This is a genomic window from Burkholderia glumae LMG 2196 = ATCC 33617, assembly GCF_000960995.1.
Taxonomy (GTDB): Bacteria; Pseudomonadota; Gammaproteobacteria; order Burkholderiales; family Burkholderiaceae; genus Burkholderia; species Burkholderia glumae.
On the sequence record NZ_CP009435.1, the window covers coordinates 776,363 to 791,042 of the forward strand.

Annotated in this window: 5 protein-coding genes and 1 pseudogene; 1 reads left to right on the forward strand and 5 read right to left on the reverse strand. The window is 68.9% G+C overall.

Annotated features, from left to right (window positions below; all coding sequences use genetic code 11):
- Positions 1-76: 76 nt before the first annotated feature.
- The 4 genes and pseudogenes from KS03_RS30075 to KS03_RS16060 form a co-directional block, all read right to left on the reverse strand.
- Positions 77-463 (reverse strand): hypothetical protein, encoded by a 387-nt coding sequence (locus KS03_RS30075; protein ID WP_080569344.1) that lies wholly within the window; start codon positions 461-463, stop codon positions 77-79.
- A pseudogene (locus KS03_RS16050) lies at positions 460-5,064 on the reverse strand (hemagglutinin repeat-containing protein); the annotation flags it as partial. The pseudogene KS03_RS16050 and the gene KS03_RS30075, both read right to left, overlap by 4 nt.
- A gap of 1,094 nt (positions 5,065-6,158) precedes the next feature.
- Complete coding sequence (locus KS03_RS16055; RefSeq protein ID WP_015877166.1) at positions 6,159-7,493, reverse strand: ShlB/FhaC/HecB family hemolysin secretion/activation protein; 1,335 nt, start codon at positions 7,491-7,493, stop codon at positions 6,159-6,161.
- A gap of 92 nt (positions 7,494-7,585) precedes the next feature.
- Positions 7,586-8,875 carry a sensor domain-containing phosphodiesterase gene (locus KS03_RS16060; RefSeq protein ID WP_026051737.1) on the reverse strand — a complete coding sequence of 430 codons (1,290 nt, stop codon included), beginning with the start codon at positions 8,873-8,875 and terminating at the stop codon, positions 7,586-7,588.
- Between the two features lie 281 nt (positions 8,876-9,156).
- On the opposite strand from KS03_RS16060, the gene KS03_RS16065 reads away from it, so the two are divergent.
- Entirely contained in the window at positions 9,157-10,830 is a 1,674-nt protein-coding gene (locus KS03_RS16065) for a Na+/H+ antiporter (protein WP_015877168.1), read from the forward strand.
- A gap of 84 nt (positions 10,831-10,914) precedes the next feature.
- Here KS03_RS16065 and KS03_RS16070 read toward each other — a convergent pair whose 3' ends face one another.
- Entirely contained in the window at positions 10,915-14,490 is a 3,576-nt protein-coding gene (locus tag KS03_RS16070; RefSeq protein WP_015877169.1) for an indolepyruvate ferredoxin oxidoreductase family protein, read from the reverse strand.
- Positions 14,491-14,680: the final 190 nt, after the last annotated feature.

The following is a 14,680-nucleotide window of genomic DNA, read 5'->3' on the forward strand; positions in this document are numbered from 1 at the left end:
CGAGCAATTCAGCAGCCGTACCATCACGCTCGCCGACACCAGAAAGCACAAACCTGGCTCGTAGCCGGGTTGTTCGCTATTCGCTAATTCCAACGTATGGCGAAGGCAACGCGAACCACAGCCCTCCAGGATCACCGTCCACTGCCCCTGACGCAAGCCATTCTTTCACGACTGCATCCACGATTTCCTCATTCGTTTCGCCATACTGCGGCTGAATAATCCAATCGTATTTCGTCCCACCTCCTCCAACGACAGGCTTCGCACCGCGTGTCACCAGAGCAAACACGCATCGACTCACAAACTCGGTAAGGTCATCACCGCTTAGCCCGAATCTTTGCCGACCAGCAGGGACGATTTGCCATAGCCCAACAGCATCGATAGGCAATTCGCCAGGAACCGTCTGGATGTATTCCGTGACGGTCTGACCAAAAACACGATCTCTAGCTTGGAGATTCAAACTCATTGCTGATGCACCTTGAATCCAGAGGGCAAACTCGGATTATTGCTCTTTATCACGTCAATCGTTGTACCGCTCCCGGTACTTGTCCGAACGCCAAAGACCGAACCATCAGGCATTTGATACCACGTCCCAGCGTACCCCGGTGGCGTCGTGGTCGGCGTCGCTCCATTCATCAATTGCGACTGCAATTGACCAAACTGCTCCGACGTCACCGTCCTAATCCCAGGACCCGCGCCGGGATACACGTACCCGACAGGCTCACCATTCGGCAACAGGATATCGCTCAAGCTTGTGCTGTTTGTGGCCTGTACTTCTTTTGCTGATGGTAGCACGCCCTGCGCAGCGGCTTGTGTTGCCGCGCTATTAGCAGCGACACTGCCTGCCGCTGCTCCCAAGTTAAACCCCGCATATGTCAGTCCTGCTGCATATGGGCTCATCCCGAGACCTTGCAGCACCTGCTCTCCGTAGGTCGACGTCTGATTGCCGCTTACCATCTGCGTAAAGCCTGCCTTGGAGTAGTCCAAGGCCCCCGTGGCAACCGTCAAGCCGAGTCCGCATGCTACTACCGATGCACAGCCAGCGCCAAGTGCGCCCGCAGCGACTGCCGCACTTTCGACGCCTTGGACCGCGCCGCCGAGGCGATTCGACATCTGATCGCGGTCGTACCAATCGTTGAGCTTGTCTGCCCGCCCGTAACCATCGAATGCACCTGCATTCTTCAGCAGCCCTTGCTCGTACGTGTAGCTCTGGCCTTCGTTCTGTAACTGCGTCAATGTCGCCTTGTTCGGATCGTTGTCAGGCACGCCTGCAGCACACTGTGTCAGGGCGCACTCAGCGGCCACCAGCTTGTGTTGCTCATCCGTGCTTTTCCCCTTCTCCAGATCGCTGAGCTTTTGCTTCTCGTGCGGATGCAACTGCCGGTTGAACAGATCCGCGTTCGACGCCGTCGCCGCTCCCGCCGATCCGCCCACCGCCGCGCCGGCACCCGTCGCCACGACGTTGGCGATGATGTTGCCGAGCGCCTGGTCCAGCGAGGCGTTGCCCGTCGGATTGGATGCCGCAATCGCATTGCTCAGGCCGTTGAGCTTGCCGCTCAACGCCGACGCCGCCCCCGCCCCGGCCGCGCCAGCCAGCGCATTGCCGCCACCGAGCCCGGCAATCAGCGCGCCGCCACCGGCGTGCAGCGCGGTCCGGTAATCGCCGCCCTCTTGCCACTCGTCGATCTGGGCCTGCGCCGCCGCCACGCCGGCCGCATCGCCGCTGGCCTGCGCCTTGGCCTTCGCCGCCAGCGCTTCGTTCAGCCTGCTCTGGGCATAATCGCCGATCGCCGTCGCCACCGTCTGCCCCGCAGCCTGGGCCGCGTTCATCGTGTCGGCCTGCTGCGACAGCAGTTGCTGCACATCCGGCGTCTTCGATACCGCGCCGTTGGTGTTGCTCGTGTCGCGGCTCAGGCCCGCCACGTCCTGCGCCTGCCCCGCCGCGTTGGTGACGGTGATCGTGCCCGCGCCCACGGCGCTGCGCGTGGTCGCCGATGCGTCGCCGCCCGCGCTCTGCCCCACCATCGGCGACACGCCGCCCTTGCCGCTGACGGAATCCTTGCCGCTGATCTTCTCGCTGGTGCCGACCGACACGCCCGCGCCGATGCCGCCGCTCGACGCGCTGTAGTGCGAGTGATCCTGGATGTCGCTGAACGACAACGTGCCGGTGGTCAGGTTGTTCTTCGACGCGTCGGCCGTGCTGGCGATCACTGCGCCCTTCAGGTCGGTATTGCCCTTCACGGTCACGTCGAAGCCGCCCGAGCCCGCCTGGATGCCGGCCTGCTCGCCCACGGCGGCGTAGTTGCCGCTTGCGTTGCCGTGCTGCGCGCTGAAGCTGCCGCTCACCCCGATGGTGCTCACGCCGATGCCGCCACCCACGCTGCCCTGGTGCGCGGCACTCGTCGTCACGTCCTGCACGCTCGCCACGTTCAGGTTGCCGCCGATCGAAGCGCTAACCTGATTGGCACTCACGTTCGCGCCGATCATGTTCGTGTCGCCGCCGCTCACGAGCGTCGCCGAGTTGGTGGCATTGATGTGCGTGTTGTTCTGGATCGCCGCGTCTGAATTCCCGTCGCCGTGCGCGTGCTGCATCGAGGCCGATGCCCCGATGCCGCCGGAGGTGATCGACACGCCGATGCTGCTGCCCGACGACGAGTTCGCACTGCGTGTCGAATAGGTGTCGGTGGTATTGACGAGGTTGACCTGGTTCTTCGCGATCAATACCGCGTCGGCCGCGCCCACGTTGGAACCGGCGATCGTCAGGTTGCCGCTGCCCGCCGTGCCGTCGCCGGTCGCCACGAATGTAGCGGTGCCGCCCGCCTGTGCCTTCGATCCGCGCTGCGTGCTCTGATCCTCCGACGACTGACTCGCGCTGTGACTCGAGCCGAAGCTGACCTGAATGCCGATGGTCGGCACCTGCCCCTTCGCCAACATGCTCTCGACCGGTGCGGCCAAGTCGCCCGCCGCCGCGATAGCGTGCAGCGCCGCCGCGCGCCCGTTGCTATCCTTCGCCGATTCGCGCGTCACCTGCGTCTCGCCGATCGCGCCGTTGATCGCATCGCCCACCGTCCCCGACAGGCCGACCGTCAGGCCGCTCTTGCTGGTCTGCTGCGTCTGCGACTGATGCGAGGTGTCGGTGGCCGCGTCGATCGTCACGGTGGATGCGATCCCCGTCAGGTTCTTCGCGGCAATCAGGTCGCTGCCCGTCACGTGCAGCGTGTCGCCGGCGCGGATGGTCAGGTTCCCGCTCAGCGAGCCAATGGTGCTCGCGTTGTTGGTGACGCTCGCGTCCTGGTCGGTGGTGGCCAGCTTGCTGGTGCCCACCGACACCGAGAGCCCGCCACCCGCCATCAGCCCGGAGTGCTTCTCCTGGTAGCTGCCCGACGAGTCCATGGTGTCCTGCGTCGTGGTGATGTTCACATCGTGCGCAGCGGTGAGCGACACGTCGTGCGTCCCGACGATCGTGCTGCCGCGCACGTTCAGGTCCTGCCCGCCGACGATCGACACCGAGTCGGCCGAGATCGTGCTGCCGTCGGCTAGGGTGGTCGTGGTATCACGCGAGCTCGCGACCTTCGTCGAGCTAGCCAAGCCGCTATGGCTGTGGGTCTCGTGCGAGTCGTTCACATGCGTCTCGGTCACGGCACCGATCGTCACGTTGCCGCCCGCCACCAGTTGCGCGGCGCCCCGGTCGAGCGACACGGTGCTACCGAGCACGTTGATGTCCTTGCCGGCGGCCAGCGTGAGACTGTCGCCGCCCGTCAGCGTGGTGGCGATGACGGCGTCGTCGGACACGTGCCGCGCTTCCGCATAGCTGCGATGCGACTCGCTGCCCGAGCTGCTGCTGTCGATGGTCGAGGTCGCCACCGCGGCCTGCAGGTTCAGGTTGCCGCCCACCTCGATGGCGCCCCCGCCGCCGAGGTTCAGGTTCGCGCCGGTGGCGCTCAGGTTGCCGCCCACCACGATCGCCGCGGCGCCGCCTACCTTCACGCTGCTGCCGGTGTCGATCGAGAAGCGGGTGTCCGACACGCCGCCATGGCGATAGACGAGCTGGCTCTCGCCGGTCTGCTGCACGCCGAGCGTCCAGTCGCCGCCCACGTTCAGGCCCAACGCGCCACCCACGTTCAGGCTGCCGGCGTTCTGCTCGAAATTGCCGCCAGTGACGATCGACGCGTTGCCGCTCACGTTGATGCTGGCAAGCGGCCCGAGCGAGGTAGTGGTGCGCGTCGCTCCGCCGTTGCCGCTCTGGTTCAGCGTGTTCACCGCGGAGTCGAGCACGAGATTGCCGCCCGCCTTCAGCTGCAGGCTGCCCGCGTTCACGGTGGCCGAGGTCAGGTTGACGTCGCCGCTGCTCACAAGCGACATATTCCCGCCGCTTTGCAGCGTGCCGAACGAGCTGTCGATGCGCTGGCTGCTGATCGAGAAATCGTTGCTCGCACTGATCGTACCGCTGTTGTTCACGGCCACGGCATTCTGCAGGTCGATGTTGGTGGCCGCAATCAGCGGGCCGTTGCGCATGTCCTGCTGGCTCGCCTGCGCCAGGTAGACCACCGGCACCAGCACCGACTTGCCGTCCACGACCTGGGTCTGCATGATCACGACATTGCTGGTCAGCTGCGCGACCTGCTCGGGCGACAGCCCGGTGCCGGGCGCGAGGTCCAGCGCTTTGGCGAGCGCGGCCCCGGAGGTCATCAGCGCCTGGTATTCGGCCTGCGTGTCGGCGTAGTTGGTCAGGACCGCCTTGCCGGTCATGGCCATGATCTGGTCCTGCACGAGCTTCTGTTCATAGAAGCCGTCGCCGAGCCTCAGCTGGATCTTGGATGGATCCATTCCGGTCTGCTGGAAATAGTAGTCGCTCGACAGCCACTGCTGCGCGCTCGTGAACGCGGGATTCGTCTCGATCAGGTAGGGCGTCTGCGGTGCGGTGACGACGCTGAACAGCCCGCCCGCCGGCAGCGCGATGTGGCTGAGCACCGCCGGCGCGGTGGCGTTCGCCACATTGGTCCGGCCGACCGCGCCCACGCCGCCGCTCGCGATGTGGCCGCCCCGGTTTGCACGGCGCCGCCCACCGCGCGCACGCTGAGGTCGTGCCCCGTCGCGCCGGCGTCGATCGTGTCGTGGATCGCGCTCGCGCCGATCGAACGCACCACCATGGCGGAATCCACCGCACCGCTCACGGCGCCGGTGGCGACGGCCGAGCCGCCCTGCCCGCCGCCGAGCGTACCGCCCACCGACTGCGCGCGGTCGCTCTGCGCGGTCTGGCCCGCCTGCAGCGCGGGCGGCGGCAGCAGCCCGGCGTTGCCGGCCGTGTTGTTGATGGTCACGCCGGTGCCGCTCAGGGTGCCGCCGGCGGTGAAGGTCGATTCATACGCCCCGCTTGCCGGCATGGCGTAGGTGCGCACGTCGACCGGTGCCTTGCAGATCGCATTGCCGTCGCAGAAGTCATAGCCCCACATCCGCCCCTTGTAGGTTCTGTAGGTATAGACGCCGCTGTAGGTGACCACGATCTGCGGCGCGGTCTGACCGCGCCAGCTGTTCTGATCGATCGACTGCGGCGAGCCGATGTTGCCGACCGCCGCCACCTGGCTCCAATCATTCTGCAGCGTGCCGACCGAGTAGGCGTTCAGGTTGCCCCCCGAAACGATCTGCGACTTCGGCGTCACGTAGTTCACGACGGAGCCGGACGCTATGCCGGTGTAGTCGGTGTAGAGGTAATCGCTATTGTCCCTGCCGCCGTGCGGCGGGTCGATGTAGACGCCACCGATGCTGTTCGGGTCGGGATGATTCGCCTGGCCGGTACGGCCGGCCAGACTGATGCCGAGCGATTCGACGTAGGCCGGATCGAGCGGCACGAGCCCGGACACGCCCATCGCGCGGCGCGTGTTCGTGACGAGGTTCGCCTCGATCAGCATGTCGCGGCCCGACTGGATCAGGCCCGACTGATTGCGAATCACGCCGGCGTTGTAGAAGTTGCCGTTGGCGTCCTGCCCGCCCGCCAGGATCACTTGCCCGAGGCCGTAGATGGCCGTGGTCGCCGACGAATCGCCTACCGTCGAATCGTCGCGATTCTCGATGTCGGGCGCCATCAGCGCGAGCAGGCCGGCCGCGCTCACCGTCAGCGCGTTGCCGGCCGTGATGCCGCCGCCGTTGGTGAGCGAGGCGGCCTACACGCTGCCGTTGCCGCTCGCGTTGATCACCCCGCCGGTATTGGTCAGCACCGCGCCGCTCGTCACGGAAAGGTCCGCGTTCGAGACCAATTGCCCTGCGCATTGTTCAGCGTGCCGGCCAGCTTGGCGCTCAGGGCCGCGTGGCCGCCGATCGCGCCGCCCCACGCGAAACTCGATCGAGTTCTTCTGCACCTGGTTGCGGTAGAACTGGTACTCCGCCTTCAGGTCGAAGGTCTTCGACTTGCCGCTCGACACCAGCGCCGTGGACGCCTCCGCGATCTGCTGATGATAGTCATACTGGCTCGCGGTGGCGGTGAAGGTCCAGTTGCCCCACGGAATCGAATAGAACGCGCTCGCCCCGTGCGTGCCGTACTTGCTCGCATGGCCGTTGATGTCGTGCGTGTAGCCGAGATTGAGCAGGTCCGACAGCCCGAGCGGATTGTCGATCGTGAGGCTCGCGCTGCCCTGCAGCTGACCGGTGGACTTGAAGCCGCTGTCGTCGGCGCTCAGCGTCAGCGCCCACGGCTTCGTGCGCTTGACGAAAATCACCACATCGCTCTCGCCGACCGCCGCGCCCGGCACGATCTGCATATCGACGTCCTGGTCCGGCACGCGCTTCATCTGCTCGAGGCCCTGCTCCAGATCGCGCAGGTTCAGCAATTGGCCGGGCCGGGTCGGAAACGCATTGCGCCAGGTGCCATAGATCGACGGATCGGCGAAGCGGATCGCGCTGATCACGCCGGGAATCAATTGCAGCCTGAGCTTGCCGCTCGACAGATCCTGCGGCCCGATCAGCACGCGCGTGGTGGAGTAGCCGCGCTCGATCAGCCGCGACATCACGCGATGCACGATCAGGTTGAGGCCCTGCGTGCCGACGCACCGGCCGCGATAGCGCTGCAGGTACTCGTCGGCAAAGCGCAGTTCGCCGGGAAACAGCGGGTTCGGCAGCAGCGCGCGGGCACCGGCCGCCTCCACGGCTTCGCTGAGGCCCGGCGGCACCTCGAGCGCGAGTGAATCGATGCGAAAACAAGGTGTCTCGGCGGGCAGCCTGCCGTCGTCCACGGCCGGCGCCGCGGGCGCCTGCAGCGTGACGTTCGGCGCGTGTGCGGCGCGCTCGCGCTCGATCTGCTGCTGCTGCGCGCGGCGGCGCTGCTCCTGCTCGGCGAGCGGATCGACGGCCTGCGCGGCGGCCAGGTGCAGATGCAGGACGGCCCATGACGCGCCGCAGATCGGCGCGATCCGGCGCAGCAGCCCTCGATGCACGCGACGGTTGGCCCCGACGCCGCGCGCGCTTGCGGATGGCCGGACGCGCCGGCCGATATTCTTGTTCATGGCGTGTGGCAGCGAGCGGCGCCAAACTCTCATGCGCCGGCTCGGGAGCAACACCCGTCGCGCCGGCTCACGCGTGCCGCCGGCGCGCCCGCCTACCCCGCCGGGCCCGCCTCCGGCCAGTCGATATCCCCGCACAGCACGCACAGCGAATCCGCGATCCGGATCGCGATCGACAGCGTCACGCACGGCAGCGCCTCGTTGATCGACAGGTACGGCCTCGTCACGTGGACGCGCTGCGGCTCGGCGATCGCCGCGCGGAAATACGGCCGGCGCAGCCAGTTCGCGCCCTGCGCGTCCGACAGCGGCGCGAAGCGCATCTCGTGCAGCGCCCGATCGGCGCGCCGCACCACGTTGCTGTCGGCCTGCCGGCCCTGCGCGTCGAGCAGGAAGCAGCGCGCCGCATCGTCGAGCGAGAGGAAGTTCCAGCACACCTCGTCGAGCGATTCGCCCGCCGAGAGCCGCTCCGCCGCGCGCTCGAAGGCGCGCAGGTACGGCGCGATGCGCTGCGCGTCGCGCCGCTCGCGCGCCTCGGTCTGGCTGCGGTAGCGCTCGGTCAGCTCGCCGATGCAGGCCGACGCGGTGGCGCCGTCGGCCAGCCCCGGCGCCGGCCGGCCAAAGAAGTAGCCCTGCACGAAATCGGCCTCGCAGGCGAGCGCGACCTGCGCGTCGTGCTCGGTCTCGATGCCCTCGATCAGCACCAGCTTGCCGGCCTCGTGCAGCAGCGTGACGAGCCCGTGCAGGATCGCGGTCTGGCCGCTGCGGTGCTGGGCGTGGGACAGCATGATGCGGTCGAGCTTGACGATGTCGGGGTTCAGCTGCCAGATCCGCTCGATGTTCGAATGACCGGCGCCGAAATCGTCGAGCGCGATCAGGAAGCCGTGCTCGCGAAACGCCTTGACGGCCTCGGCGAGCCGGTCGAGATCGTCGGCGCGCTGCTCCAGCACCTCGAGCACCACGCGCCGCGGCGAGATGCCCAGCCGCTTCAGGTTCGCGAGCAGCGCGGCGGTCTGGAACTGGTCGGTCAGCACGCCCGGATGGACGTTCAGGAACAGCCACTCGCGCGCGGCGCCGAGCAGCGAGAAATTCTCGAGATGCAGCGCCTGCGCCAGCCGGTCCACCAGCATCACGTCGCCATGCCGCGCCGCCTCGCCGAACACGTCCACCGGCGCGACCACGCGGTCGAGCGCATCGTGCGCGCGCAGCAGCCCCTCGTAGCCGACCGCCCGCTGGTGCGACAGGCTGAAGATCGGCTGAAACATGCTCGACAGCGACAGGTCGCGATGGCGCGTCGCGACGCGCTCGAAACCGGACGTCACCTCGCGCTCGAAGCGGTATGCCGATCCCGTCACCGCCACCGGGCGCTCCTGCTGAATCGTCGTCACCATTGGGCGACCCTCCTGGCGGTCGGCACCGCGGCCGGCGCTCGACGCAATATCGGTATGCACATCCTCGCACCCTCGTGTTGGCGTTATTTCGCTGCGATTGTCCCGCCAGGGATAAGCAAGCTCCGTGCTCACCGCCAACCCGGCCCGCCGCGCGCGGGCCGCGCCGCATGCCTGCTGGCGGGGCTCGCTCGCACCAAACCGGTGCGCGGCGGCACGCCGCGCTTCTTCCGCGCGCGCTACACTCGCCCGGTCCCCGTTTTCAAATCCCCGGCACCTCGATGGAAATCGTCTTCACCGTCCTGATCCTGCTGCTTGCCGTGGCGCTGTCCGGCATCGTGATCCGGCTGCTGCCGTGGCGCCCGCCGCTGCCGCTGCTGCAGATCGCGTTCGGCGCCGTGCTGGCCTGGCCGCGGCTGAACCTGCACGTCACCTTCGATCCCGAGCTGTTCATGCTGCTGTTCATTCCGCCGCTGCTGTTCGCGGACGGCTGGCGGATTCCGAAGCGCGAGCTCTACCTCCAGCGGCGCGCGATCCTGATGCTCGCGTTCGGGCTGGTGTTCATCACGGTGGTGGCGGTGGGCTACTTCGCGCACTGGCTGATTCCGGAGCTGCCGCTGCCGGTGGCGTTCGCGCTGGCCGCGGTGCTCTCGCCCACCGACGCGGTGGCGCTGTCGGGCATCGCCGGCCGGGGCAGGATCGCGCCGCAGCTGATGCATATCCTGGAAGGCGAGGCGCTGATGAACGACGCCTCCGGCCTGGTGGCGCTGAAGTTCGCGATCGCGGCCGCGCTCACCGGCCTGTTCTCGCTGCGCGACGCCTCGATCACCTTCGTGATCGTCGCCTCGGGCGGGCTCGCGGTGGGCGCGCTGCTGGCCTGGCTGTTCAGCGCGCTCTCCACGCGCTTCTTGAACGCCGCGCAGGAGGGCGACCCGGCGCCGGGCATCGTGATGACGCTGCTGATCCCGTTCGCGTCCTACCTGATCGCCGAGCACTTCGGGCTGTCGGGCATTCTGTCGGCGGTGGCGGCCGGGATGATGATGAACTACACGAGCTTCTCGCGCAGCAGCACGGTGGCCGCGCGGGTGCGCGCCGAGAGCACCTGGTCGATGATCGAGTTCGTGTTCAACGGCATGGTGTTCATCATGCTGGGCCTGCAGATGCCGCAGATCATCGGCCGCGCGCTGCTGTCGGCGCACCACGAGAGCGACGCGCGGATGCTGGCGATGATCGGCTACGTGATCGCGATGCTGGGCGCGCTCTACGCGATCCGCTTCACCTGGATCTGGCTGCTGCGCTCGATCGCGAGCCGCCGCGCGGCGCGGCGCGGCATGCCCGGCGCCTTGCCGGGGTTTCGCACCATCTCGCTGATGACGGTGGGTGGCGTGCGCGGCGCGGTCACGCTGGCCGGCGTGCTGTCGCTGCCGGTCGCGCTCGGCAACGGCACGCCGCTGGCCGGCCGCGACACGGCGATCTTCGTCGCCTCGGGGGTGATCCTCGGCTCGCTGCTGGTGGCCGTGGTCGGGCTGCCGCTGCTGCTGCGCGGGATGCGCACCGTCCCGCATCCGCATGCGCACGAGGAGCGCGCGGCGCGCGCGGCGGCCGCGCAGGCCGCGATCCGCGCGATCGACGCGACCCACGACACGCTGACCGCCGATCTCGACGAGGCCGACGCCGCGCGCTGCGCCGACATCACCGCGCGCGTGATGGATCGATACCGGCGCCGCCTGGTGGCGCTCGACGACGGCGAGGACGCCGCCACGCTGCGCGCGGAGGCCAAGCAGGCCGAGCGCATGGAGCTGCAGATGAAGATCGCGGCGGTGCGCGCCGAACGCGCGGCGCTGTACCGGATGCGCACCGAACAGAAGATCAACGACGTGACGCTCGCCAAGCTGATGCGCGAGGTCGATCTGTCGGAGACGGCCCTGTCCACGCGCAAGAAAGGGCTCGTCTGAGCGCCGAGAGGCCGGGATGCGGCGGCGGCGGGCGGCGCAGCCGCGCACGCCGCCCCGCCCGCCCTCGCGCCGCTCCCGCCCGCCTTACTTCGCGACCACCACCGGGATCCCGCGCAGCGCGCCGGCACCCTTGATCGACTCGATCGCCCGCGCCACCGCCGCGCTGGTCGCCGCGCTCACGCCGGCGCGCAGCGCGAGCGGCTGCTCGGCGCGCTTCATCGCGGCCACGCTCGCGAGCTTCACGGCGCCGTAGCCGCGCACGCGGGCCGGCAGCGCCGCGAGCGCGGCCACCAGGTCGGCGTTGTGCGCGTCCATCACCTCGAACGCGCGCGTCATGGTGGCCTCGTAATCGTCGGCGAGCGCGCGCTCCATGCGGCGCTCCTCGGTGCGGCCGAACGGGTCGAGCGGCGTGCCGCGCAGCGCGCGCAGGCGCGCCAGCACGCCGAGCACCGGCCAGATCCAGCCGCCGAAGCGCCGCTTCCTCGGCCGCCCGCCCGGGTCCGCCCTGGCGATGGCGGGCGGCGCCAGGTGGAAGCTCACGCGGTAGTCGCGCCCGGCCACGCCGTCGAACTGCGCGGCCAGTGCCGCGCGAAACGTGCCGTCGCTATAGAGCCGCGCGACCTCGTATTCGTCCTTCACCGCGAGCAGCTTGTGGAACGTGGTGGCCACCGCCTCGGCCACGCGCGCGTCGCCGGTGGCGCGCGCCGCCTCCACCAGCGCGCGGTAGCGCGCGACGTAGCGCGGCCCGCCGTAGGCGGCCAGGCGCGCGGCGCGATCCTCCACCAGTTGGTCGAGCGAGCGCGGCGCCGGCTCGGCCGCGGCCGGCGCCGCGTGCTGCGCGCGCCAGAGCGCCTCGAGCGCGGCCGGGTCGCCCGCGGCCATGCGCCCGATCGCGAACGCGAGGCGATTGGCCGGCACCGCCACGCCGTTCAGCTCGATCGCGCGCATCAGCGCCGCGTGCGAGACCGGCACCAGCCCCTGCTGCCAGGCGAAGCCGAGCATCAGGATGTTCGCGCCGATGGTGTCGCCGAGGAACCTGGCCGCGAGCGCCTGCGCGTCGCAATCGGTCACGAACGCAGCACCGGCCGCGTGGCGCATCTTGTCGAGCAGCGCGTCGGCGTGCAGGCTCGCGTCCGGATCGCGCACGAACGACGCGTTCGGAATCGGGTGGGTATTGACCACCACGCGCGTGCGGGCATGGCGCACCGTCTGCAGCGCGTCGGCGCTGGCGCCCACCACCATGTCGCAGGCGAGCAGCACGTCGGCCTGCTGCGTGTCGATGCGCACCTGGTTGAGCCACTCGTCGCGCGCGGCGATCCGCACGTACGAGAGCACCGCGCCGCCCTTCTGCGCGAAGCCCATGAAATCGAGCACCGACGCGCTGTGGCCTTCCAGATGCGCGGCCATGCTGATCAGCGCGCCCACCGTGACCACGCCGGTGCCGCCCACGCCCGTGACCAGCAGGTCGTAGGGCGCCGCCGCAAGCCGCGCGGCCGGCACCGGCAGCGCCGCCACGCGCGCGGCCAGCGCGGCCTCGTCGAACCCGAAGCCGGCCGCCTTCTTCAGCGCCGCGCCCTCCACCGTCACGAAGCTCGGGCAGAAGCCGTTCACGCACGAGTAATCCTTGTTGCACGACGACTGGTCGATGCGGCGCTTGCGGCCCAGCTCGGTCTCGACCGGCTCGACCGACAGGCAGTTGGACTGCACGCCGCAGTCGCCGCAGCCCTCGCAGACGGCCTCGTTGATGAAGGCGCGCTTCGGCGGATCGGGATACTCGCCCTTCTTGCGGCGGCGCCGCTTCTCGGCCGCGCAGGTCTGGTCGTAGATCAGCACCGTCACGCCGTCGGTGTCGCGCAGCTCGCGCTGCACGGCGTCGAGTTCGTCGCGATGATGGAAGGTGGTGCCCTTCGGGAACTGGTCGCGATGGCCGTCGTACTTCTGCGGCTCGTCGGACACCACCACGAAGCGCGACACGCCCTCGGCCTCCACCTGCCGCGCGATCTGCGGCACCGACAGGCTGCCGTCCACCGGCTGGCCGCCCGTCATCGCCACCGCGTCGTTGTAGAGGATCTTGTAGGTGAGCGTCGCGCGCGCGGCCACCGCCTGGCGGATCGCGAGAATGCCCGAATGAAAGTAGGTGCCGTCGCCGAGGTTCTGGAACACGTGGCGCGTGTTGGTGAACATCGCATGCGCGGCCCAGTCCACGCCCTCGCCGCCCATCTGGATCAGGCCGGTGGTGTCGCGCTCCATCCACGAGGCCATGAAGTGGCAGCCGATCCCGGCCTGCGCGACCGACCCCTCGGGCACCTTCGTCGAGGTGTTGTGCGGGCAGCCCGAGCAGAAATACGGCGTGCGCCTGACCGCGTCGGCCGCGTTGGAAAGCATCTCCGGCGCGATCAGCTCGCCCACGCGCTCGCGCCGGTCCAGCGCCGGACGGTGGCGCGCGAGCCAGGCCGCGAACACCGGCAGCACGCGCGAGGGGCGCAGTTCGCCGAGCGCCGACAGCAGCGGCGCGCCGTGTTCGTCGTGCTTGCCGAACACGCGCGGGCGCGCGCCCGCGGTGCGGTTGTAGAGATGATCCTTGATCTGCTGCTCGATCACCGGCCCCTTCTCCTCGATCACGAGCACTTCGTCCAGGCCCTCGACGAACGTGTCGAGGCGCGTGGTCTCGAGCGGGAACGACAGGCCGACCTTGTAGATGCGCACGCCGGCCGCGTCGAGATCGGCCACCGTCAGGTCGAGCCGGCGCAGCGCTTCCATCAGGTCCAGATGCGCCTTGCCGCAGGTGACGATGCCGATGCTGGCGTGCTCGCTGCGCGCGATCCAGCGATCGATGCTGTTGGCGCGCGCGAAGTGGCGCACCGCGTCGAGCTTGGCCGCGAGCCGCGCCTCGATGCTCAGGCTCGGCAAATCGGGCCAGCGGTTGTGCAGGCCGCCCGCCGGCGCGACGAAGCCTTCCGGCGCGGGCCACTCGGTGGCGAGCGCGTCGAGGTCGACGGTCGAGCCCGACTCCACCGTCTCCGAGATCGCCTTGAAGCCGACCCAGGCGCCCGAGAAGCGCGACAGCGCCCAGCCGTACAGGCCGAACTCGAGCATGTCGGCGATGTTCGACGGATTCACGATCGGCATCTGCCAGCCGATCATCGAGAAGTCGCTCTGGTGCGGCATCGACGACGACACGCAGCCGTGGTCGTCGCCGGCCACCACCAGCACGCCGCCGTGCGGCGACGCCCCATAGGCGTTGCCGTGCTTGAGCGCGTCGGCCGCGCGATCGACGCCCGGCCCCTTGCCGTACCACATCGCGAACACGCCTTCGACGGTACGCTCCGGGTCCGCCTCCACGCGCTGCGTGCCGAGCACCGCGGTGCCGCCCAGCTCCTCGTTGATCGCGGGCAGGAAGCGCACGCGGCTCGCGTCGAGCAGCTTCTTGGCCTTCCACATCTGCTGATCGACCATGCCGAGCGGCGAGCCGCGGTAGCCGCTGACGAAGCCGGCCGAATCGACGCCGCGCGCCGCGTCGAGCGCGCGCTGCATCAGCAGCAGGCGCACCAGCGCCTGGGTGCCGGTCAGGAACACGCGGCCGCGCGTGGCGGTGAGGTTGTCGGCGAGGCGGTAGTCGGCCAGCGGCGGGGAGCCGTCGATCGGCAGGCGGGCGGTCATGGGCGTGTCTCCAGGGCGTATCGGGGTTCGGATTCGAAGCGAAATCGCGAGCCGCCTGTCAGCTGCGGCTGTTTTTTGGCTATTTTTCGCCCGATGACGGAGTGGAATTTTTCTGTTCTCGCCGCGAAGCCGGGGATCGGAGAAGATTTCCGATGTTTTGCGCGCCGGATGAGGAGGATTTTGCCGGCAG